At 66.0% G+C, this 19163-nt stretch carries 15 protein-coding genes; 7 read left to right on the plus strand and 8 right to left on the minus strand.

Annotated elements, in window-relative coordinates; genetic code table 11:
* Positions 1 to 8: 8 nt before the first annotated feature.
* From C8N35_RS00700 to C8N35_RS00715, 4 genes are all read right to left on the minus strand, one after another.
* Positions 9 to 806, minus strand: coding sequence for a TIGR02186 family protein (locus C8N35_RS00700; protein ID WP_107987720.1), 798 nt, complete (start codon positions 804 to 806; stop codon positions 9 to 11).
* Positions 803 to 1732 carry a sulfite exporter TauE/SafE family protein gene (locus tag C8N35_RS00705; RefSeq protein ID WP_107987721.1) on the minus strand — a complete coding sequence of 310 codons (930 nt, stop codon included), beginning with the start codon at positions 1730 to 1732 and terminating at the stop codon, positions 803 to 805. The genes C8N35_RS00700 and C8N35_RS00705 overlap by 4 nt, the downstream gene beginning before the upstream one ends.
* A 203-nt stretch (positions 1733 to 1935) precedes the next feature.
* A complete protein-coding gene (locus C8N35_RS00710) occupies positions 1936 to 5583 on the minus strand; it encodes a peptidoglycan-binding protein (RefSeq protein WP_107987722.1) in 3648 nt (1215 codons plus the stop codon).
* Positions 5555 to 6385, minus strand: coding sequence for a hypothetical protein (locus tag C8N35_RS00715; RefSeq protein ID WP_107987723.1), 831 nt, complete (start codon positions 6383 to 6385; stop codon positions 5555 to 5557). Before C8N35_RS00715 ends, C8N35_RS00710 begins: the two co-directional genes overlap by 29 nt.
* A gap of 433 nt (positions 6386 to 6818) precedes the next feature.
* On the opposite strand from C8N35_RS00715, the gene C8N35_RS00720 reads away from it, so the two are divergent.
* From C8N35_RS00720 to C8N35_RS00745, 6 genes are all read left to right on the plus strand, one after another.
* Positions 6819 to 7277 carry a MerR family transcriptional regulator gene (locus C8N35_RS00720; RefSeq protein WP_107987724.1) on the plus strand — a complete coding sequence of 153 codons (459 nt, stop codon included), beginning with the start codon at positions 6819 to 6821 and terminating at the stop codon, positions 7275 to 7277.
* Between the two features lie 177 nt (positions 7278 to 7454).
* Complete coding sequence (locus tag C8N35_RS00725; protein ID WP_107987725.1) at positions 7455 to 9251, plus strand: acyl-CoA dehydrogenase C-terminal domain-containing protein; 1797 nt, start codon at positions 7455 to 7457, stop codon at positions 9249 to 9251.
* A gap of 561 nt (positions 9252 to 9812) precedes the next feature.
* Entirely contained in the window at positions 9813 to 10937 is a 1125-nt protein-coding gene (locus C8N35_RS00730; RefSeq protein WP_428977094.1) for an acyl-CoA dehydrogenase family protein, read from the plus strand.
* Between the two features lie 34 nt (positions 10938 to 10971).
* Positions 10972 to 12180 (plus strand): acetyl-CoA C-acetyltransferase, encoded by a 1209-nt coding sequence (locus tag C8N35_RS00735; RefSeq protein WP_107987727.1) that lies wholly within the window; start codon positions 10972 to 10974, stop codon positions 12178 to 12180.
* A gap of 2 nt (positions 12181 to 12182) precedes the next feature.
* Positions 12183 to 12566, plus strand: coding sequence for a cupin domain-containing protein (locus tag C8N35_RS00740; RefSeq protein WP_107987728.1), 384 nt, complete (start codon positions 12183 to 12185; stop codon positions 12564 to 12566).
* A 20-nt stretch (positions 12567 to 12586) separates the two neighbouring features.
* Positions 12587 to 14809, plus strand: coding sequence for a 3-hydroxyacyl-CoA dehydrogenase NAD-binding domain-containing protein (locus C8N35_RS00745; RefSeq protein WP_107987729.1), 2223 nt, complete (start codon positions 12587 to 12589; stop codon positions 14807 to 14809).
* A gap of 34 nt (positions 14810 to 14843) precedes the next feature.
* Here the strand turns inward: C8N35_RS00745 and C8N35_RS00750 are convergent, their stop codons facing one another.
* From C8N35_RS00750 to C8N35_RS00760, 3 genes are all read right to left on the minus strand, one after another.
* Positions 14844 to 15917, minus strand: a complete 1074-nt coding sequence (locus tag C8N35_RS00750; RefSeq protein WP_107987730.1) for a glycosyltransferase family 2 protein — start codon at positions 15915 to 15917, stop codon at positions 14844 to 14846.
* Entirely contained in the window at positions 15911 to 16525 is a 615-nt protein-coding gene (locus C8N35_RS00755; protein ID WP_107987731.1) for a dTDP-4-dehydrorhamnose 3,5-epimerase family protein, read from the minus strand. The genes C8N35_RS00750 and C8N35_RS00755 overlap by 7 nt, the downstream gene beginning before the upstream one ends.
* Positions 16526 to 16826: 301 nt before the next feature.
* Complete coding sequence (locus C8N35_RS00760) at positions 16827 to 17219, minus strand: hypothetical protein (protein WP_107987732.1); 393 nt, start codon at positions 17217 to 17219, stop codon at positions 16827 to 16829.
* A 567-nt stretch (positions 17220 to 17786) separates the two neighbouring features.
* Here C8N35_RS00760 and C8N35_RS00765 point away from each other — a divergent pair.
* Positions 17787 to 18065, plus strand: a complete 279-nt coding sequence (locus C8N35_RS00765) for a DUF6460 domain-containing protein (RefSeq protein ID WP_107987733.1) — start codon at positions 17787 to 17789, stop codon at positions 18063 to 18065.
* Between the two features lie 7 nt (positions 18066 to 18072).
* Here C8N35_RS00765 and C8N35_RS00770 read toward each other — a convergent pair whose 3' ends face one another.
* Entirely contained in the window at positions 18073 to 18975 is a 903-nt protein-coding gene (locus tag C8N35_RS00770) for a histone deacetylase family protein (RefSeq protein WP_107987734.1), read from the minus strand.
* Positions 18976 to 19163: the final 188 nt, after the last annotated feature.

Consider the following 19163-nt stretch of genomic DNA (forward strand, 5'->3'; position numbering starts at 1 on the left):
CCCCGCCCCTATTCCTTGCGGAACATAACCCCGGCGAGCCAGCCGGTGCCCAGGGCCATCAGCACCGTCGCCAGACCGTAGACGAGCGCGTTGGTATGGGCCATCGAATAGGTGAACTGCTCGAATCCCGCCTTGGCGATGCGCAGCTTCTGCTGTTCCGACGTCAACAGCGCGCCGCCGCGAAAGAGCGACACCGTCACCTTGTAGTTGCCGTGCGGCACGTTGGCGGGCAGCGGAATGTTGGTGCGGAAAAGCGATGGCGACAGGAACCCCACCGCCGAGGAGCGCTGGGCGTAGAGCCCTTCCTGAAGCTTCAGCCGCAAGAGCGCATCGCGGAACGTGGCGATGCGCTCCGCACTGTCGTTCACGCCGGCTTCGGCGCGCATCTCCAGATTGGCGGCGCCGATACCGCGATCGCGCAGCACCTTCTCGTCGGCGATCTCGTTCAGGCGGCGGGTACTGTGCAGCGCGTAGAAAGACGGAATGTCCATGAAGCGTACCGCCTCGTTGTTCACCCACACGCCAAAGACCCGGTCCTTGCGCCGGGTGACGACGGTTTCCGTGGGGCCGGAGACGGTGACGACGATGTCGTAGGCGTCGGGGCGCTCCACCGTCGTGGCATCGCGTTCCACGGTGCCGAAGACCACGATCTCCGCACCAGTGAAGTTGGAGGTTATCTTGACGGTCGGCTCCGACAGGGCGGTGACGAGCGTTTCGGCACTGCCTTCACGGGCAAGGCACAGGAGAGAGACAAGCGCCAGCAGCGCACGGGCCAGAAGGCCGCTGTTCGCCGCGACACCGCTCATTGTCCGCCCCCCGACAGGACCGAGAACGAGTAGAGATCGACCGGTTCCAGCACCAGATCGATGGCAAAGCGCAGGCCGACGGAGAGCACCACGAGGGCCAGCAGCGCGCGCAGCTGTTCGCCACGAAGATGCTGGCCGACGCGGGCGCCGAACTGCGCGCCGATGACGCCGCCCACCATCAGGATCAGCGCCAGCAGCGCATCGACCGACTGGTTGGTGACCGCGTGCAGCACGGTGGCGACCGCCATGGTCGCCAGGATCTGAACGAGCGAGGTGCCGATCACCACGTTGGTGGGCACGCGCAGCAGATAGATCAGCGCCGGCACCATAATGAAGCCGCCGCCGATGCCCAGCACCGCGCCCAGAAAGCCGATGGTGATGCCGAGAACCGCGATCGGTATGACGGAGACGTAGAGCCTGGAGCGGCGAAAGCGCATCTTGAAGGGAAGACCGTGTACCCAGTTGTGCTGGCCGGGACGGCGCAGACTGACCGGCTTTCCCGAGCGACTGCGCAGCATGGCGCGCACGGACTCGATCAGCATAAGCCCGCCGATCAGGCTGAGGAACGAGACATAGGCGATCGAGATCGTCAGATCGAGCTGGCCGACCGCCTGCAACAGGGAGAACAGCCAGACGCCGACGGCAGAACCCGCGATGCCGCCGCACAGCAGCACGAAGGCGAGCGGAAAATCGATCGACTTGCGCCGCCAGTAGGTGAGCACGCCGGAGAACGAGGAGGCGACGACCTGCGTCGTGACGGTGGCCACCGCCACGGCCGGGGTGATGCCGGTGAAAATCAGCAGCGGGGTCAGCAGAAAGCCGCCGCCAATGCCGAACATGCCGGAAAGAAAGCCGACAGCGCCCCCCATCGACAGGATCATGAAGATGTTGACCGGAAGCTCGGCGATGGGAAGGTAAATCTGCAACGGTCCGGTCCGGTGCTCGGGAGTGCGGGGTGACGTCGTCACTGTTTCGCACCGCAAACAAAGCCGTTTAAAGCGCCCTCTGCCGGGCGCTGTCAATCGACCTTTCGCGGCTGTGGTTCACTTTCGGTTCACTGCGCAGCCCGGTGGCATTACCGCCGAACGCAGGGGGCAGCCTTTCCCGGCCTGCCCCGGCGGCCGGCCGCTCAGATCGAGCGTCCCGCCAGGGCCCGGATCAGCTTGCGGTCAATCGCACCATCGACCGGCAAGCCTGCCTGAATCTGGAACGTGCGCACCGCGTCCACGGTCTTGGGACCGATCACGCCGTCGCTGGGACCGGGATCGAAGCCGAGATGGGTGAGCAGAAGCTGCGCCTGCTTGACCAGCTCCTGGCTCATATCGGCGGCATCGCCCGGCTTTTCCTTCCAGGCGTCGTCCGGCTTCACGGTGTTTGCGGCGTCGTCGGCGTTCCTCTGTTTCCAGGAGCTGACCGCCTTGCGCGCTTCGGCAAGCTGGGCTTCGGGCAGCGAATTGGCGATCTCGTCACGCTTGGTCGCCGCGTCGTTGTCACCGAGCTTGGCTGCGATGGCGAACCACTTGTAGGAGGCGGCGAGATCCTTCTTCACGCCCAGACCGCGCGCATAGAGCACACCGAGATTGAACTGGCTGTCGCGCACGCCGTGTTCGGCCGCCTTCTCGAACCACCGCGCGGCTCCGGCGAAATCGGGCTTGCCGAGACTGCCATCGGCGAGCAGCACGGCCATGTTGTGCATCGCCTTGACGTTGCCTTGATCGGCGGCGCGCTGATACCACTTGCGCGCCTCGGCCAGGTTCTTCTGAACGCCACGGCCCTTTTCGTAGAAACTGCCAAGGCGATACTGGGCCGGCGCAAGACCGCCTTCGGCGGCGCGCTTGTACCATTCGGCGGCCTTCACGAGATCCGCCGGAACGCCCTTGCCCTCGGTATAGCGAAGGGCGATCTCGAACTGGGCGCGCGGATTGCCGTTATTGGCCGCCATGCGCAGGGCCAGCGGACCCGCCGCCTCGTCGGGCGCGGGGGCGGACGGGACAGAATCCCGGGGAGCGGGCTGTTCACCGCGCGGGGCCACAGAGGCCTGCGGCGCGGTGGAAGGTTGTGTGCGGGGGGCCCCGGAGAGCTCGGCGTTTTCACGGCCCGCCGCCTGCGGGGTGGAACCGGACTCGAACTCGCCGAAGGGCTGAACGGTGCCCGGCGCCTCGAAGCTTCCCGGTTGCGCGGCCGGCTGCTGGAAGGTGACCGCCTTGTCCGGGGTGCTCGACGGGGCGGGCGGAACCGCACGCGTATCGGCACCTGGCTGGTTGGCGGCGACCTTCGCGCCCTGCGTACCATTGTCGGCGACCGGCGCCGGTTCTTGCGGCGTGACGTCGAGGATCGTGGAAACCTTGAGGGCGCCGATGGTCAGGATCACGGCGGCGGCGGCATAGACCAGCGGACGGCGCAGACGGGATGTGGATCCCGAAGCCGAGCCGGAGGCCTTGGCCTCGGAGCCCTGATCCTTCTTCTTCTTCGCCTTCTTTTCGGCGCGGGTCATTCCGCGTTCGGCGGCCTCATCGGGAGAGACGGGCGCGACCTTGGCATCGTCGCGCGAGCGCTTCAGCTTGTCGCGAAGCCAGGCGCCGCGATCCTTCGTCTGCGCACCAGCGCCGTCCTCGTCGGCAGCGACCTCTGCCGCCGCCGCCTGTGCGGCACGGCGGGCCGCCGCGATGAAGTCTGCCTTGCGATCACCGCCGGCGATCTGGCCCCGCCCCTCGGCGGCCTGCGCCCGCAGCATCGCCGCGAGGTCCGGCTTGCCACTGCCGGGCTCAAGCGGAAGATCCTCGACGGTCGAGAGATCGGGCAGTTCGCCCTCCTCCGTCTCGTCGTGGTCGGAGGCATCGGTGTGACGGCCGGAAGCCGGCTGCCGGCCGGAGGGATGTCTGGGAGCATGGGGCGGGCGGCCCATGGAGACGCGATGCCCGCCACCGCCGGCGGCGACGGCGACATCGGCGAAGCCGACCTCCTCCAGCGCCTGGGAATCGTCTTCCAGTGCGGCAAGGCGCGCGACGATATCGTTCAGGACCTTCTGGACCTGATCGATGGAATCATCCGTTTCGCGGCGATTGTCCTGTGCCGCTTCGAAAAGACGGGCCAGATCGCCGCGCAGGCCGTTGATCGCCGCATCCGAGGCCCCGCCCCCCGCGCCCGAGGACGCGGCGGCTTCGCCTTGAGCGCCCTGCGCCCGGCCGGAAAGGGAGGCGTCGATCCGCTCCAGCGTGGCCTCGATGTCGCCAAGGCCGGACAGCCGGTCCTCGGTCGCGTCGAGCTGGCCGGCGATGACGGCGATCTGCTGTTCGATGCGCTGCAGCTTGGCGTCGTCCGGCGCGCCGCCGGAATCGGTGACCAGCGAGTGCGCGAGTTGCTGGATCTGCGGTTCGATGGCCGCGACCAGCGTCTCGTTGTGGGTCAGTTCGTTGCGCAGCGCGCTGACGTCCTGACGCAGCGCCACAAGCTCGCCGCCGTCATGGCCGCCACCTTCGCCAAGCGCACGCACGATCCCGGCGAGCTGGTCCTGAAGCTCGGCGATACGCTCCGCGCCGATCTTGTCGGCGGCGGCATCGATGCGCGAGATCGCATGGTCCAGCGAGCCCGCGTCAAGCGGCATGCCGTCGATCGTGTCGAGCTTGTTCGTAAGGCTCTCGATCCGCTTTTCCAGAAGCGAGAGGGTCTTTTCGAAGTCGCCGGGGTTGAAGTCGGCCGAAGCGCCGCCCTGGCGTTCGATCCTGTCCAGCCGGCCGAGGATCTCGCTGAGCCGCTCGTCGACGCGCTCCGACGTGCCGCCCGCGGAGGCGCGATCTTCCGCCAGCATGGAGGAGATGCGCTCCATGCGGTGGTTCAGCGCATCGAGGATATCGCGGTCGGGCAGCCTCTCCTCAAAGGCGGCGAGACGGTCGTGCAGATCGCCGGGCAGGACGTGCGCCATCTCGTCCATGCGGGCGCCGAGATCGCGGAGCTGGCTGTCGACGCTGCGCACCAGGTCGGCGACGTCGAGTTCGCCGATGGCCGCGCGCAGACCGCGCATTTCGTCTTCCAGATGATCGAGCCCCTGAAGGCCGCCGCGCATGGCGAGATCGTGCAGCCGGCCGGCCATGTCGTCGAGCCGGTCGTCGAAGCCGGCGAAACTCGTGGCACGCGGAATGTCGGCAAGGCCCTGCTCGATGTCGTCGAGCCGCTGCTCCAGCACGGACAGGGTATGCGGGTCCTGGATCTGGCGGCGCATGTCATCGAGCCGTTCGACGATATGGGCGTAACCCGATTCCAGCGTCTTCATCGTGCCGTCGATGTTCTGGCTCATCACCAGATCGCGCAGGTCGGCGATTTCGGCGCGCACATCCCCGGCGAGCTGGGGATCGTGCCCCTCACGCCGCATGCGCTCCACCGCATCCGTCAACCGGGCGATCTCGTCGAGATCGCGGTCGCTCATGCCGTCGCGCTCACGCCGTTCGACGGAGCGGCGCAGTTCCACGATTTCGTCGCGCAGGCCGGCGAAGGCGCCTTGCGGCTCGCGCAGGGAATCGATGCGGTCGGCCAGATCGCGGAAATGCCGTTCGAAGTCGACGGATTGCGCGGAGCGGCGTTCGGCGAAGACGGCGGGCTGCTCGCGGCCGGACATGGTTTCCTGTGCCCGCAAGCGCGGGGCGGGTTCGTGGCGCGCGGGCGGATCGCGGTCGTCGTGGAAGACGGCCTGCTCACGCTCTTCAAGGCGCGCGGCGCGGCGGCGCTCGATGCCGCCGGGAGGTTGCGCGCGCTCATCGGCGCTCGTACCGGGACGGAACATGTCGGCCTGACGGCGCGACCCCTGGCGCCGATCCTGAGACCACTCCCGGGGCTGATCCGAATAGGACGAGGCTTCCTGATAAGAGGGTTCGGGAAGGGGGACGGGGCGCGACCCGCTCCGAGGTACGGACGGGGGTATCGGCGGGGGCACGGGCCGTTTCGCGCGCGGCCGGTTCGGGCCCGGGTGCCTCGCCACGCGGTGCGACGGAGGAGAGCGAACGCACGCGCTCGTCAAGCTTGCCGAGGGCGGCAAGGACGCGTTCGACGCGGTGCGAGCGTTCCTCAGGCGAAATTCCGGGCACCGACTTGCCGGTAGCGGCGCGGCCCGTATCGCCAAAGCGATCACGTGAGCGATCAGAGGAGCGATCGGGGGCGCGGTCTCGGGTCCGGCCGGCAGCGGTGGACGTACGGGAACGCGAGCGCGGCTCGGGCGTGGAACGGGAACGCCCGGCGTCGTCGCGGGAATTTTCCGCAAGCAGCCGGTCGAGCGCGCTGGCGATCTCGGAGATGTTGTCCTTGTCGACAGCGCGTGATGCCGAGGCGGGAGCCGGAGCGGAACTGGAGCGCAAACGCTCGCCGCGTTCCCTCAGGCTCGACTCGCGCAATGGCGCACGCTCTCCATCGCGCCGTTCAGGCGCGGTGAATTCCCGCGAGGTGCGTCCAGCGGTTTCCTGCGACAGGTCCTGCGATCCGGCACGGATCAGGGAACCGAGCCATTCATCGACTGTCATGCCTGCACGTTCGGCGGCCACGGCCGCCTTTTCCCGAGCATCGTTGTCCAGGTCACGAATGCTCCACGACATGAGCAGTCCCCGCTATCCGTCATTCTGTCGGGTACTGGCAGGGTTTCACGGCTGAGTGTTCCTGCAAACCGACGGGTGAACGCCATTTTCGACGCGTCATTTCTTCGCCAATTTCCTCCTTTCAGGGTAAACGCCCGGTTAATGCGCGCGAATGTGCGCAACACCACGGTCAAATTCGGTTAACCATGGGTGCTCTTCGACCGTGAAAATACGCAATGTCGGCGTGTTTGCCGGAACCCGCCTCACGGCAGCGAACGCACGGGAAGGCATGTTAATTTTGCGGAGGACCTGCGGCTGTCACTGGACGTTTACGCAAACGTAAGCTATCACGGACGCCAAACCGAATGCGAAGCGGCCGACGGGTGCCGGGACGGCCCCGCAACACGCATGCACCGCCGTTCCAGCCGGGGCCGCTGCAACAAGAGATACTGCCATGAGCGAAGCACTTTCGATGGAAGGCGACATCGTTTCCGCGATGACCGCCACCGACGAACCGGGCAACAAGAAAACGGTATTCACCATCGGCGAGCTCGCCAAGGAGTTCGGCGTCACCTTGCGCACGCTGCGCTTCTACGAGGACAAGGGGCTCATCAACCCCAAGCGCGACGGGCAGAACCGGCTCTACAACCGGCGCGACCGGGCGCGGCTGAAGCTGGTGCTGATGGGCAAGCAGGTCGGCTTTTCGCTCAACGAGATCTGCGACATGCTCGATCTCTACGACCTGCGCGACGGACAGGTGGTGCAACTGCGCGTGGCGCTGGACAAGTTCAACGAGCAGATCGACGTGCTGAAGCAGCAGAAGAGCCACATCGAGCAGGCGATCGACGAGCTTTCGCGCACGGTGGAGGTCGTGTCCGGCATGCTGAAGCAGAAGGAATCGGCCGAAAGGTAGCCCGCATTGGGAGGAGCCGCCGGAGGCGCGGGGGCGCGCACCGGGGGATGAAGAAAGGACGCACGGACCGCGTTTGAGGGAGTTGACGTTTACGCAAACGTAATGTTACGTGCAGGCAACTGTGACGGCTCGCCGGCAAGACTGCGTGCGGCGGGCCAGCCTCGGGAGGAACGAGTTTTGCCAAGCTATCGCGCTCCGGTCGAAGATACCCTTTTCCTGCTGAACGACGTGTTCGGCATGGACCGCTATTCCAACCTGCCCGGCTTTGCCGACGCCACGCCCGATCTCGTCGAGGCGATCCTCAACGAGGGCGCCAGGCTTTGCGAGGAAGTCGTCCAGCCGCTCAACCAGTCGGGCGACCGCGAGGGCTGCACCCGCGCCGACGACGGCTCGGTGACCACGCCCAAGGGCTTCCGCGAGGCGTTTTCCCAGTTCGCCGAGGGCGGCTGGATCGGGCTTTCGGCCGATGCCGACTATGGCGGACAGGGCCTGCCGCACACGCTCACCGTGGCGATGAACGAGTTCCTGTGTTCCGCCAACATGGCGTTTTCCATGTATCCGGGCCTGACGCAGGGCGCGATCGCAGCCCTTCAGGTGCATGGCTCGGATGAACAGAAGCAGCAATACCTGCCGAACATGATGTCGGGCGCGTGGTGCGGCACGATGAACCTGACCGAGCCCCATTGCGGCACGGATCTGGGTCTCATCCGCACCAAGGCCGTGCCGAACGGCGACGGTTCCTACGCCATTTCCGGCACCAAGATCTTCATTTCCGCCGGCGAGCACGACCTGTCGGAAAACATCATCCACCTGGTTCTCGCCCGCATTGAGGGCGCGCCGGAAGGCACCAAGGGCATCTCGCTGTTCGTCGTGCCGAAGTTCATGATCGGCGAGGACGGATCGCTCGGGAGCCGCAACGGCGTGATGTGCGGCTCTCTGGAAGAGAAGATGGGCATCCACGGCAACTCGACCTGCGTCATGAACTATGACGGGGCGACGGGCTGGCTCGTCGGCGAGGAGAACAAGGGGCTGCGCGCCATGTTCACGATGATGAACGAAGCGCGGCTCGGCGTCGCCGTTCAGGGGCTGTCGCAGTCGGAGGTCGCCTACCAGAACGCCGTCGTTTACGCGAAGGACCGGTTGCAGGGCCGCGCGCTGTCGGGGCCCAAGGCGCCCGACAAGGCGGCCGATCCGATCATCGTGCACCCGGACGTGCGCCGGGCGCTTCTCTCCATCCGCGCCTTCAACGAGGCGGCGCGCGCGCTGGTTCTGTGGACCTCGCTCAACGGCGACGTCTCGCACCGCTCCGACGACGAGAAGGCCCGTCAGGCCGGCGACGACATGATGGGGCTGATGACGCCGGTGCTGAAGGGCGTGCTCACCGACAAGGGCTTCGACAACGCGGTCGTCGCCCAGCAGATGTTCGGCGGGCACGGCTACATCGCGGAATGGGGCATGGAGCAGTTCGTGCGCGATGCCCGCATCTCGATGATCTACGAGGGCGCCAACGGCATTCAGGCGCTGGACCTCGTCGGCCGCAAGCTGCCGGCCAATGGCGGGCGCGCGGTGATGGGCTTCTTCAACGAGGTCGGCACCTTTCTGCAGGAGGCCGGCGGGGACGAAAAGCTGGCGCCGCTCGTCACGTCTTTGAAATCCGGCCTTGAGGACCTGCAGAAGGCCACCATGTGGTTCATGCAGAACGCCATGGCCAAGCCCGACAACGCCGGCGCCGGCTCGACCGACTACATGCACCTCTTCGGCCTCGTCGCCATGGGCTACATGTGGGCGAAGATCGCCCGCGTGGCGGAAGGAAAGCTTGCTGAAGGCGCCGGTGGCAAGGAGGATTTCTACAAGACCAAGCTGGTGCTCGCGCGCTTCTACATGGAACGAATGATGCCGGAAACCACGACCCGTCTCGCCCGCATTCAGGCAGGCGCGGACACGGTGATGGAGCTGCCGGCGGAGGCGTTCTGAGGGGGCTGGCATGCCCATGAAAGAACCGCTTGCTCCCCTCTCCCCCCCTTGTGGGGGAGATGTCACGCTCTTCGCGTGACAGAGGGGGGGTGAGGCGGCAGGTTCGGAGCAAGCGGCGTTACCCCCCTCTGTCGGCCTTTGGCCGACATCTCCCCCGCAAGGGGGAGAGGGGAGCAAGGTGCGGGGGCACGGGAGACGGCCAAGGCCGGGGAATTGATCTTAGGCGGAGTGCCGCGGCTGCCTGTGAAAGGACCACACTCTCCCCCCCGTGTGGGGGAGATGTCACGCCCTTCGCGTGACAGAGGGGGGTGAGGCGGCAGGTTCGGAGCAAGCGGCCCTGCCCCCCTCTGTCGGCCAAAGCCGACATCTCCCCCGCAAGGGGGGAGAGGGGCGCAAGCGGTGGGGGCACGGGAGGCGGCCACGGCCTGAAAGGAAGTGAGGTGCAAACGCGCGACGCGCATCATGGAACCGGCGAGGAGGCCGATTTCGCCGGGTCGTTTGACATGCTGATCGGGAGGAAAATGCCGAATGAGTGCTATCGAGGTTCCACGTCCGGACTGGATGGATGAAGACCTGATCCTGCTCGACGCCGCCACACGGCGGTTTCTCGAACAGGAAATCGCGCCCGACTACGAGGATTTCGTCGCCAACGGCAGCGTGACCCGCGAGGCCTGGAAGAAGACGGGCAATGCAGGCCTTCTGTGCGCCGAGATCGACGAGGCCTATGGCGGTGCCGGCGGAACGTTCGCCCATGACGCGGTGATCGCGCAGGTTCTGGGCGAAACCGGGCTCGACCATTTCGGCGTGCCGCTGCACTCCACCATCGTCGCCCCCTATATCGCCCACTACGGTTCCGAAGACCAGAAGCAGCGCTGGCTGCCCAAGCTCGTCTCCGGCGACTATATTGGCGCCATCGCCATGACGGAGCCGGCCGCCGGTTCCGACCTCCAGGGTGTGCGCACCACGGCGGTGAAGGACGGCAACCACTACGTGCTGAACGGTCAGAAGACCTTCATCACCAACGGCCAGCTCGCCAACCTGATCATCGTGGTGGCCAAGACCGACCCTTCGATGGGCGCCAAGGGCACCTCGCTTTTCGTGGTGGAGACGGATGAGGTCAGCGGCTTCAGGCGCGGGCGCAACCTCGACAAGATCGGGCTCAAGGGCAACGACACCTCCGAGCTGTTCTTCGACGACGTGCGGGTGCCGGCGGACGCGCTGCTCGGCCCCGAGGAGGGCCGCGGCTTCTATCAGCTGATGGAGCAGCTGCCGCAGGAGAGGCTGCTCGTCGCCATTCAGGCGATGGCGATGATCGAGCGGGCGCTCTCCGTGACCATCGACTACGTCAAGGAGCGCAAGGCCTTCGGCAAGCGCATCCTCGATTTCCAGAACACCCAGTTCAAGCTCGCCGAATTGAAGAGCGAGGCGACCATCGGCCGGGTCTTCGTCGATCACTGCATCTCGCGCCATATCAAGGGCGAACTGGATCCGACGACGGCCTCGATGGCCAAGTACTGGACGACCGATCTTCAGGGCAAGGTCGTCGACGAGTGCCTGCAGCTGCACGGCGGCTACGGCTACATGAACGAATACCCGATCGCCCGCATGTACCAGGACGCGCGCATCCAGCGCATCTACGCGGGCACCAACGAAATCATGAAGGTCCTGATCGCACGCAGCCTTTGAGGCTCGCGCAAGATCTTAAAAACGGGAGAGATCCATGCCCGAAGCTTACATCTACGATCATGTCCGCACCCCGCGCGGACGCGGCAAGAAGGACGGCGCGCTGCATGAGGTGCCCGCCGTGCGGCTGGCGGCCTCCACGCTTGAAGCGATCGAGGACCGCAACGACCTCGACACGAGCCTCATCGACGACGTGATCCTCGGCTGCGTCGATCCGATCGGCGAGGCCGGCGGCGACATCGCGCGCGCCGCCGTGTTCACGGCCGGATACAGGAACTCCGTGCCCGGCATGCAGATCAACCGCTTCTGCGCCTCCGGCCTCGACGCGGTGAACATGGGCGCGAGCCAGGTCATGTCCGGCAACCACGATCTGGTCATTTCCGGCGGCGTGGAGAGCATGAGCCGCATCGGGCTGGGTGCCTCGGGCGGCGCCTGGGCGGTGGACCCGCAGGTGGCCCTGCCCTCCTACTTCATGCCGCAGGGCGTCTCCGCCGATCTCATCGCCTCCAAGTACGGATTTTCGCGCGACGACGTCGATGCCTACGCGGTGGAAAGCCAGAAGCGCGCCGCGCATGCCTGGAAGAAGGGCTACTTCAAGCACTCCGTCGTGCCGGTGAAGGACATCAACGGCATCACGTTGCTCGACCATGACGAACACATGCGGCCCGACACCGACATGCAGTCGCTGGCCTCGCTCAACGCCTCGTTCGAGCTGATGGGCTCGATGGGCGGGTTCGACGCGGTCGCCGTGCAGGCGCATCCCGAGGTGGAAACCGTCACCCATATCCACCACGCGGGCAATTCGTCGGGCATCGTGGACGGTGCATCGGCGGTGCTGATCGGCAACCGCAAGGGGGGCAAGGCGGCCGGCCTGAAGCCGCGCGCGCGCATCCGTGCGTTCGCCAATATCGGCTCCGATCCGGCGCTGATGCTGACCGGGCCGGTGGACGTGACCGAGAAGCTGCTGAAGCGCGCGAAGATGTCGGTCAAGGACATCGATCTGTTCGAGATCAACGAGGCGTTTGCATCCGTCGTGCTGCGCTACCGTCAGGCGTTCGACCTCGATGAGGATATCGTCAACGTCAATGGCGGCGCGATCGCCATGGGCCATCCGCTGGGAGCCACCGGCGCGATGATCCTCGGCACGGTGCTGGATGAACTGGAGCGGCGCGACCTCAACGTGGCGCTCGTGACCCTGTGCATCGGCGCCGGCATGGGCACCGCCACGATCATCGAGCGGGTGTAGCCATGACGGTCAGCATCGAGGAGGAATTTGCCCGCATCACCGAGCACTGGTCGCCGCGCATCATCGCCGACGCCAACGGTCAGTCGGTCAAGCTCGCGAAGGTGAAGGGAGAGTTCGTCTGGCACGATCATGCGGGCGAAGACGAGCTGTTCTTCATCGTCAAGGGCAGCCTGACAATCCGCTACCGGGATCGCGCCGACGCGGTGCTGAAGGCTGGCGACATCCATGTCGTGCCGCGTGGCGTCGAGCACAACCCGATCGCCGAAGAGGAATGCTGGCTGATGCTGTTCGAGCCGGCGGAAACCAGGCACACCGGCGATGTTGACGCCGGTCTCACCAAATCCGCTGCCGAACAGCGCGCCCACCTGCAACCGGCCGACGACTGAAGCCGGGAGGAGACAGATTGATGGCTTACAAGAACTTCACGTTTGAAACCGATGCCGACGGCATCGCGCTGGTCACCTGGGACATGCCGGGCAAGTCGATGAACGTCTTCGACATGCAGGTGATGGACGAGCTGGAAGCGATCCTGAAGGCGGTCGTTGCCGATGACGGGGTCAAGGGCGTCGTCGTGACGTCGGGCAAGGAAGGGAGCTTTTCCGGCGGTGCGGACCTGACCATGCTGGAAGGCCTGCTGCGGCAGTTCCACGCCACGCGGGCCAAGCACCCGGAAGCGGCGGCACGAGAGCTTTTCGAGAAGTCGCGGCGCATGTCGCTTCTCTACCGGGCGATCGAGACCTGCGGCAAGCCGTGGGTGGCGGCGATCAACGGCACCTGCATGGGCGGGGCGACGGAGCTGGCACTGACCTGCCACGCCCGCATCGCGGCAGACGCGAACGAGGTCAAGATCGCCCTGCCGGAGGTCAAGGTCGGGCTCTTTCCCGGTGCCGGCGGCACGCAGCGCGTGATGCGCATGGCGGACGCGCAGGCCGGCCTCCAGTTCCTCCTCCAGGGCCGCACGCTGGACGCCAAGAAAGCGCTCGGCATGGGGCTCCTTGACGAGGTCGCGCCGAAGAAGAAACTCATTGAGGCCGCGAAGAAGAGGCTGAAAGGCGGCGTCGATCCGGTCAAGCCGTGGGACAGGAAGGGCTTCAAGCTGCCGTCCGGGCCGATCTATTCCCCGCAAGGGTTTCAGTTCTGGCCGGCGGCGAACGCCATCTACCGGCGCGAGACGGCCGACAACTACCCCGGCGCGCGCGGCATTCTGCAGTCGGTTTACGAGGGCCTGCAGCTGCCGATGGATCAGGCGCTGACGGTGGAAAGCCGCTACTTCGCCCATGTCCTGCAAACCCGCGAAGCGGCCGCGATGATCCGCTCGCTGTTCGTCTCCATGCAGGAGCTGAACAAGGGCGCGCGGCGGCCCGAGGGCCAGCGGCCGAACAGGATCAAGACCGTCGGCATTCTGGGCGCGGGCTTCATGGGCGCCGGCATCGCCTATGTCACCGCCAGGGCCGGCATCGACGTGATCCTGCTCGACCGCGACATCGCGGCGGCCGAAAAGGGCAAGGCCCATTCCGACGGGCTGATGTCGAAGGCGGTCAAGCGCGGCAAGGCAACGGCCGACGACAAGGACAAGCTGCTGGCCCGCATCACGCCGACGGCGGATTACGCGGACCTTGAGCCCTGCGACCTGATCATCGAGGCGGTGTTCGAAGATCGCGACATCAAGAAGGGCGTGACGGAAGCGACCGAAGCGGTGATCAAGCCGCGCGCGGTCTATGCGTCCAACACCTCCACGCTGCCGATCAGCTCGCTTGCCGAGGCCTCCAAGCGGCCGAAGAACTTCATCGGCATTCACTTCTTCTCACCCGTCGACAAGATGATGCTGGTGGAAGTGATCATGGGCAAGAAGACCGGCGATAAGGCGCTCGCCATGGCGCTCGACTATATCCGCGCCATCAAGAAGACGCCGATCGTGGTCAACGACAGCCGCGGCTTCTACACCTCGCGCGTGGTGATGACCTACATCCGCGAAGGCCTGATGATGCTGGGCGACGGGGTGCCGGCGGCGATGATCGAGAATGTCGGCCGCATGGCCGGGATGCCGGTCGGACCGCTGTCGCTGGCCGACGAAGTGGCGCTCGATCTCGCCTGGAAGATCGTTGCCGCCACCCGCAAGGACATGGGCGACAAGTACGTGGCCGGACCGCTCGACAACATCCTGGAAGAGATGGTGATCAAGCGGGAACGCTTCGGGCGCAAGAACGCCAAGGGCTTCTACGATTACCCCGAAGGCGGCAAGAAGCAGCTGTGGCCGGGCATTCCCGACGTCGCCGGCAAGCCGAAATCGGCCGACGCCTTCGACGTGGAGGAACTGAAGCAGCGGCTTCTCGTCATCCAGGCGCTGGAGACGGCACGATGCTTTGAGGAGAAGGTGCTCACCGACGTGCGCGAGGCGGATGTCGGCTCCATCCTCGGCTTCGGCTTCGCGCCCTATTCCGGCGGCACGCTCTCCTACATCGACGGCATGGGAGCGGAGGCCTTCGTGGAGCTTTGCAAGAAGTTCACGAAGAAATGGGGCCCACGCTTCAAGCCGAACAGGCTTTTGAGGGAAATGGCGAAGAACGGCGAGACCTTCTACGCCCGCTTCGCCCCCGAGCGGCCGGACGAGAAGAAAGAAGCCGCCTGACGGGCGCAAGGAGCACATGGCAAAAAGGCGGTTCTCAGGCGCCGCCTTTTTCGTCCACCTCGTCGCCGGCTTCCCCTGACACGACGCCGCCATCGCCTACCTCGGTCGCGGAAGCGGATCCGGGTTTGCGGAAAAGCGAGGCGACCTCGCGTGCCAGGGTGCGTCCGGTCACGAGGTCGAGCCGGCGGCGCCATGAATCACGCTGGGCCCGCAGATCGTCACGCTGGTCGCGCAGGACGTCGCGCGTCGCTTTGAGCGCATCATAGGCGGCGTTCATCCGCTCGTACTTGGCCTGCTCGTCGGCAAGCATCCTGCGCGACCGCTCGAACCACGTCCGCATCGCCGCCGCCCGCAGCGCCGCGCGGCCGTCCTCGCTGGCGATGCGCCCGGCCATGCGCCGCGTCTCAGCACACCGTTCATCCAGGCTCATATGCCCGCGAACGTTGGCCGCCACCTTCAGACACTGGATCGAAAAGCGGGTCGCAAAGACGAGATCCGCGGCCATGAGGAACTTGCGCCACATGTGGAGATCCGACCAGACGTCTACCGGCGCCGGGGTCCAGCCTTCGGGCAGCGCGCGGTAGGCGCTCAGCCGATAGCTCGCCACCGGCGGCCCGAAGAAATTCCACTTGGAGTTGATCATCCGCTCGCGTGTGTCGGTGTCGCTCAGATCGCCGGCAAGGACGTGAAGGCCGCCGTCCGTCGTCAGTTCCACCTGCAGCAGATTGCCGAAATCCGCCACCTCGAGCATGCGGGCGGCCTCCGCGAGATATTCCGGGAACCAGAGATCGTCGTCGCCCAGCTGAGCGACGAAGAGGGCGCTCGATCCCTCCAGCACCGCCGCGCGATGCGCCTCGCCGTAACGGGCGCCCTTTTCGAAGGCGAAAACCCTGACGCGTGGGTCCGCGGCGGCGTAGCGCTCGGCGCAGGCGACCGTTTCCGCCGGCGCCCCATCGCAGACGATGCAGAGCTCGAAATCCGCCTCCGTCTGCGTGATCACGCTTTCGATCGCGTAGGGAAGCAGCGTCGGCGGGCGCACGATAGGCAGCAGGATGGTGAAGAGCGTCTTCGCCCGCGTCTCGCCTGCCGGCCGCGCCCCGCTCAGCATGGCACACCGGGGTATAGTTCGTCCCACCGCTTGCGGAATGCCGTCCGCATCTCCTCATAGGTACCGGCCGCCGCGTCGCGCTCCGACAGGATCGGGTCGCGGGCCGGCCAGTCGAGCCGCAATTGCGGGCAATCGAATCGGCAGCCGATTTCCTCGTCGGGATCCCAGTATTCCGACATCGCATAGATATGCGTGGTTTCGACGGGATAATAGAAGCCGTGGCAGACGCCCGGCGGGATGGTGACGGCCTGCGGCCGGGCGCCTTCGATCTCGATCAGCGTGCTTTGACCGGCGGTCGCGGAGCTTTCGCGAAGATCATGAAGCCCGAGCAGGAGAATGCCGGATACCGGCATCAGGTAATCGATGTGCATCGCGTGGACGTGGACCCCGCGCAGAACATTTGGGCGGCTGTGAACCACGTTCCACTGCACCGGGTGGCAGCCGACGTCCCACTCGCCCCGGAATATTTCGGCGAACACGCCGCGCCCATCCTCGTGGGGACGCAGGCGCCGAAGTGAAACGCCGGCGGGCACGGACACTCCTGCTCCCAAGACTTCCCTTTCCCTGCGTTGGCGGCCAATGGGTTCCGCTACGGCAATTACGGGCATCTTAAGGGCAGCGACGCCAGACGCAAACACCCAAGCCGTCAGGAGCAATCCTCCTGAAGATGCCGCCCAACCGGCGCACGAGCGCCCGGCCTGTCAGGAGGTCGAGCCGACGGCGATGATCGAGCATGTGGACCGCATGGCCGGCATGCCGGTGGCCCCCCTTCGAGACGCCCGCTGATGCGGGTTTCTCAGGATGGTGTTGTGTAGGTTGAAGCCTTCGCTGAAACAGCAACAAACACAAGTCCTCCTGAGAAGTGCGGACTGCCCGCCCCGAAGGATGAGACGTCTCGAAGGATATGCTCTACCGTCGCAGGGGGAAGTTCTGCACGCAGCGCGCGGCGACGAGGATGAAGACCAGGTTGGCGGTCAGCCAGCAGGCGAGCACCGCCTCGACGGCGCCGAAGCCGAGCCAGATCGAGACGAAGACGGCAAGGATGCAGCTCGCCATCGTGGCGACGACGAAACCGAGCATGCCGGTGCCGCGGCGGTGGAGAAGATCGACAAGTTCGAGGCGTCTTTCGACCTGGGCCAGGGCGCGACGGCTCGCATCCGCCTCGGCCTCGCCGATCCAGCCGCCAAGACCGGCGCGGCTGGCGTGGGGAGACAGGGGCCGGTCGTCTGAACCGCCTTCTGGCCTGTCTTCCTGCCCGTCTGGCGACCCGGCATGTTCACACTTCGCCCACCAGTCATCCACAGGTTTTTCACCTGCGTGCTGCCCTGTCCTTGTGCAAAAGTGCGCGCCAGCCCTCAGGCGCTCTAACGGATAGCTCACTTCTTACTTTCCGCCCTGGCCTTTTTTGCTGAGAATCAACTGCGTCGAAGCAGCTTTCAGCCGCTATAGACGCCCCTAAAACTCAATTCAATTGGCCCCATCCGCGGCCAGTTGGGGATGGGTTAACCGATTGATTACAATTTTAACTTTTTCAAAACGCAACGTCGGACCGGTATCTGCGCGGGGCGAGGCCAATGACGCTGCGGTCCCAGCGGCGTGCGCGGACGGGGGGATCGGCGGGGGAGCTTGCGGGTTCCGCACATCGCCGCTTCTGCCCGCCCCGCTTTTGCACAGCCTGATTTTGCACAGCCCGCTTTTCCGGCCCGCCCGCCATCGCGCCCGGGCCAGATCGCCCTTGCGCAAGGCGCTTGGGAAACCCAATTATCTCGCTCAGGCCCGCGGCTTCGCCGGGCGCGGCGATCCGGTTCGGGTCCCCGCCGGCGGCGCGGCATCACGACGACCCGACCAACCGCGAACGGAAACACGCCCATGCGCCCCGACACGCTTCACCGGTTCTTCGGCGGCTCGCCGGGCCATGTCATCCTGCGGCTCGTCGTCATCTCCTTCGTGGTCGGCATCATCCTGTCGGCGATCGATCTCGACCTGATGGGCCTCGTCTACTGGATCGAGGACGTGGTCAGGGGGATCTGGAACATGGGCTTTGACGCCATCCGGCGGCTCGGCGGCTACTTCCTGATGGGCGCCGTGATCGTGGTGCCGCTGTGGGCGATCGGCCGGCTCCTGAAGATCGGCCGCGGCGAGCCGTGAGGTTCGCTCACACGAATTCGCTCGCCACCCGGTAGAGCATGGTGTGGCGGCGGGCGAGCGCCTCGATATCCGTCGAGTAGCCGCCGCCCATGACACCGGCCAGCGGCACGCCCGCTTCGCGCACGGTCTCGATCACCAGCCGGTCGCGCGCGATCAGGCCCTCATCCGACAGCGCCAGCCGGCCGAGCCGATCCTCGCGGTGCGGATCGACGCCCGCATTGAAGAACACGAGATCGGGCCGGAAATTCTCCAGTCGGTCCTTGAGCACACCTTTCAGCGTCGCGAGATAGGCCTCGTCGCCGGTTTCATCGGCAAGCGGGATATCGAGATCGGAGGCGCGCTTGCGGACCGGGTAATTGCGCTCCGCGTGAACCGACAGGGTGAAGACAGCATCATCGCCCGCAAAGATCGCGGCGGTGCCGTCGCCCTGGTGGACGTCGAGATCGATGACCATGGCGCGCTCCACCGCGCCATCCGCCTGCAACACGCGGATCGCCACTGCGACATCGTTGAAGACGCAGAAGCCGGCACCATGCTCGAAGCGGGCATGGTGGCTGCCGCCGGCGGTGTTGCAGGCAATGCCCTCCTCCAGCGCAAGACGCCCCGTCAGCAGCGTGCCGGCGGACGCGCAGCGCGCGCGGCGCGCCACCGTCTCGATCATCGGAAAGCCGATCTCGCGCGCGATGGCGGCCGGCACCTGGCCGTTGAAGACCTGATCGACATAGGTGCGCGCATGGGCGAGCGCGATCCAGTCCGCCGGGGCGGCGACGGGCATATGGAAGGTGCCGGGGGCGGCGAGCCCCTCCTCCACCAGCAGTTCCGCCACCCGCCGGAACTTGGCAATGGGAAAACGGTGACCGTCAGGCAGGTCGGCGTTGTAGTCCGGGTTGTGCACGATCGCGAGCGCCATGAGGCCAACTCTATGCCGTGACGCCGGCGGGAACCAGATCGCAGGGACCCCATTGCGGGCCCTGCCAAGTTGGGCAACTGGCGAGGCCGGTTTTCGCGCGACAGGAGAACTTTGTTCTCGTTTCTCCCCTGCGAAACGGTATGATCCGGTGGCAAGGGTGCGCCTCCCGCAGCCTCGTTTTCTCCTGA

Origin of the sequence: Breoghania corrubedonensis, from assembly GCF_003053845.1 — a bacterium.
In the GTDB taxonomy this organism is placed as follows: Bacteria; Pseudomonadota; Alphaproteobacteria; order Rhizobiales; family Stappiaceae; genus Breoghania; species Breoghania corrubedonensis.

Coding starts and splice junctions, on each gene's coding strand:
- C8N35_RS00700 (WP_107987720.1), bottom strand. CDS start 806: ATGAGCGGTGTCGCGGCGAACAGCGGCCTTCTGGCCCGTGCGCTGCTG.
- C8N35_RS00740 (WP_107987728.1), top strand. CDS start 12,183: ATGACGGTCAGCATCGAGGAGGAATTTGCCCGCATCACCGAGCACTGG.
- C8N35_RS00770 (WP_107987734.1), bottom strand. CDS start 18,975: ATGGCGCTCGCGATCGTGCACAACCCGGACTACAACGCCGACCTGCCT.
- C8N35_RS00730 (WP_428977094.1), top strand. CDS start 9,813: ATGGATGAAGACCTGATCCTGCTCGACGCCGCCACACGGCGGTTTCTC.
- C8N35_RS00765 (WP_107987733.1), top strand. CDS start 17,787: ATGCGCCCCGACACGCTTCACCGGTTCTTCGGCGGCTCGCCGGGCCAT.
- C8N35_RS00755 (WP_107987731.1), bottom strand. CDS start 16,525: ATGCCCGTAATTGCCGTAGCGGAACCCATTGGCCGCCAACGCAGGGAA.
- C8N35_RS00745 (WP_107987729.1), top strand. CDS start 12,587: ATGGCTTACAAGAACTTCACGTTTGAAACCGATGCCGACGGCATCGCG.
- C8N35_RS00710 (WP_107987722.1), bottom strand. CDS start 5,583: ATGTTCCGTCCCGGTACGAGCGCCGATGAGCGCGCGCAACCTCCCGGC.
- C8N35_RS00735 (WP_107987727.1), top strand. CDS start 10,972: ATGCCCGAAGCTTACATCTACGATCATGTCCGCACCCCGCGCGGACGC.
- C8N35_RS00750 (WP_107987730.1), bottom strand. CDS start 15,917: ATGCTGAGCGGGGCGCGGCCGGCAGGCGAGACGCGGGCGAAGACGCTC.
- C8N35_RS00720 (WP_107987724.1), top strand. CDS start 6,819: ATGAGCGAAGCACTTTCGATGGAAGGCGACATCGTTTCCGCGATGACC.
- C8N35_RS00715 (WP_107987723.1), bottom strand. CDS start 6,385: ATGTCGTGGAGCATTCGTGACCTGGACAACGATGCTCGGGAAAAGGCG.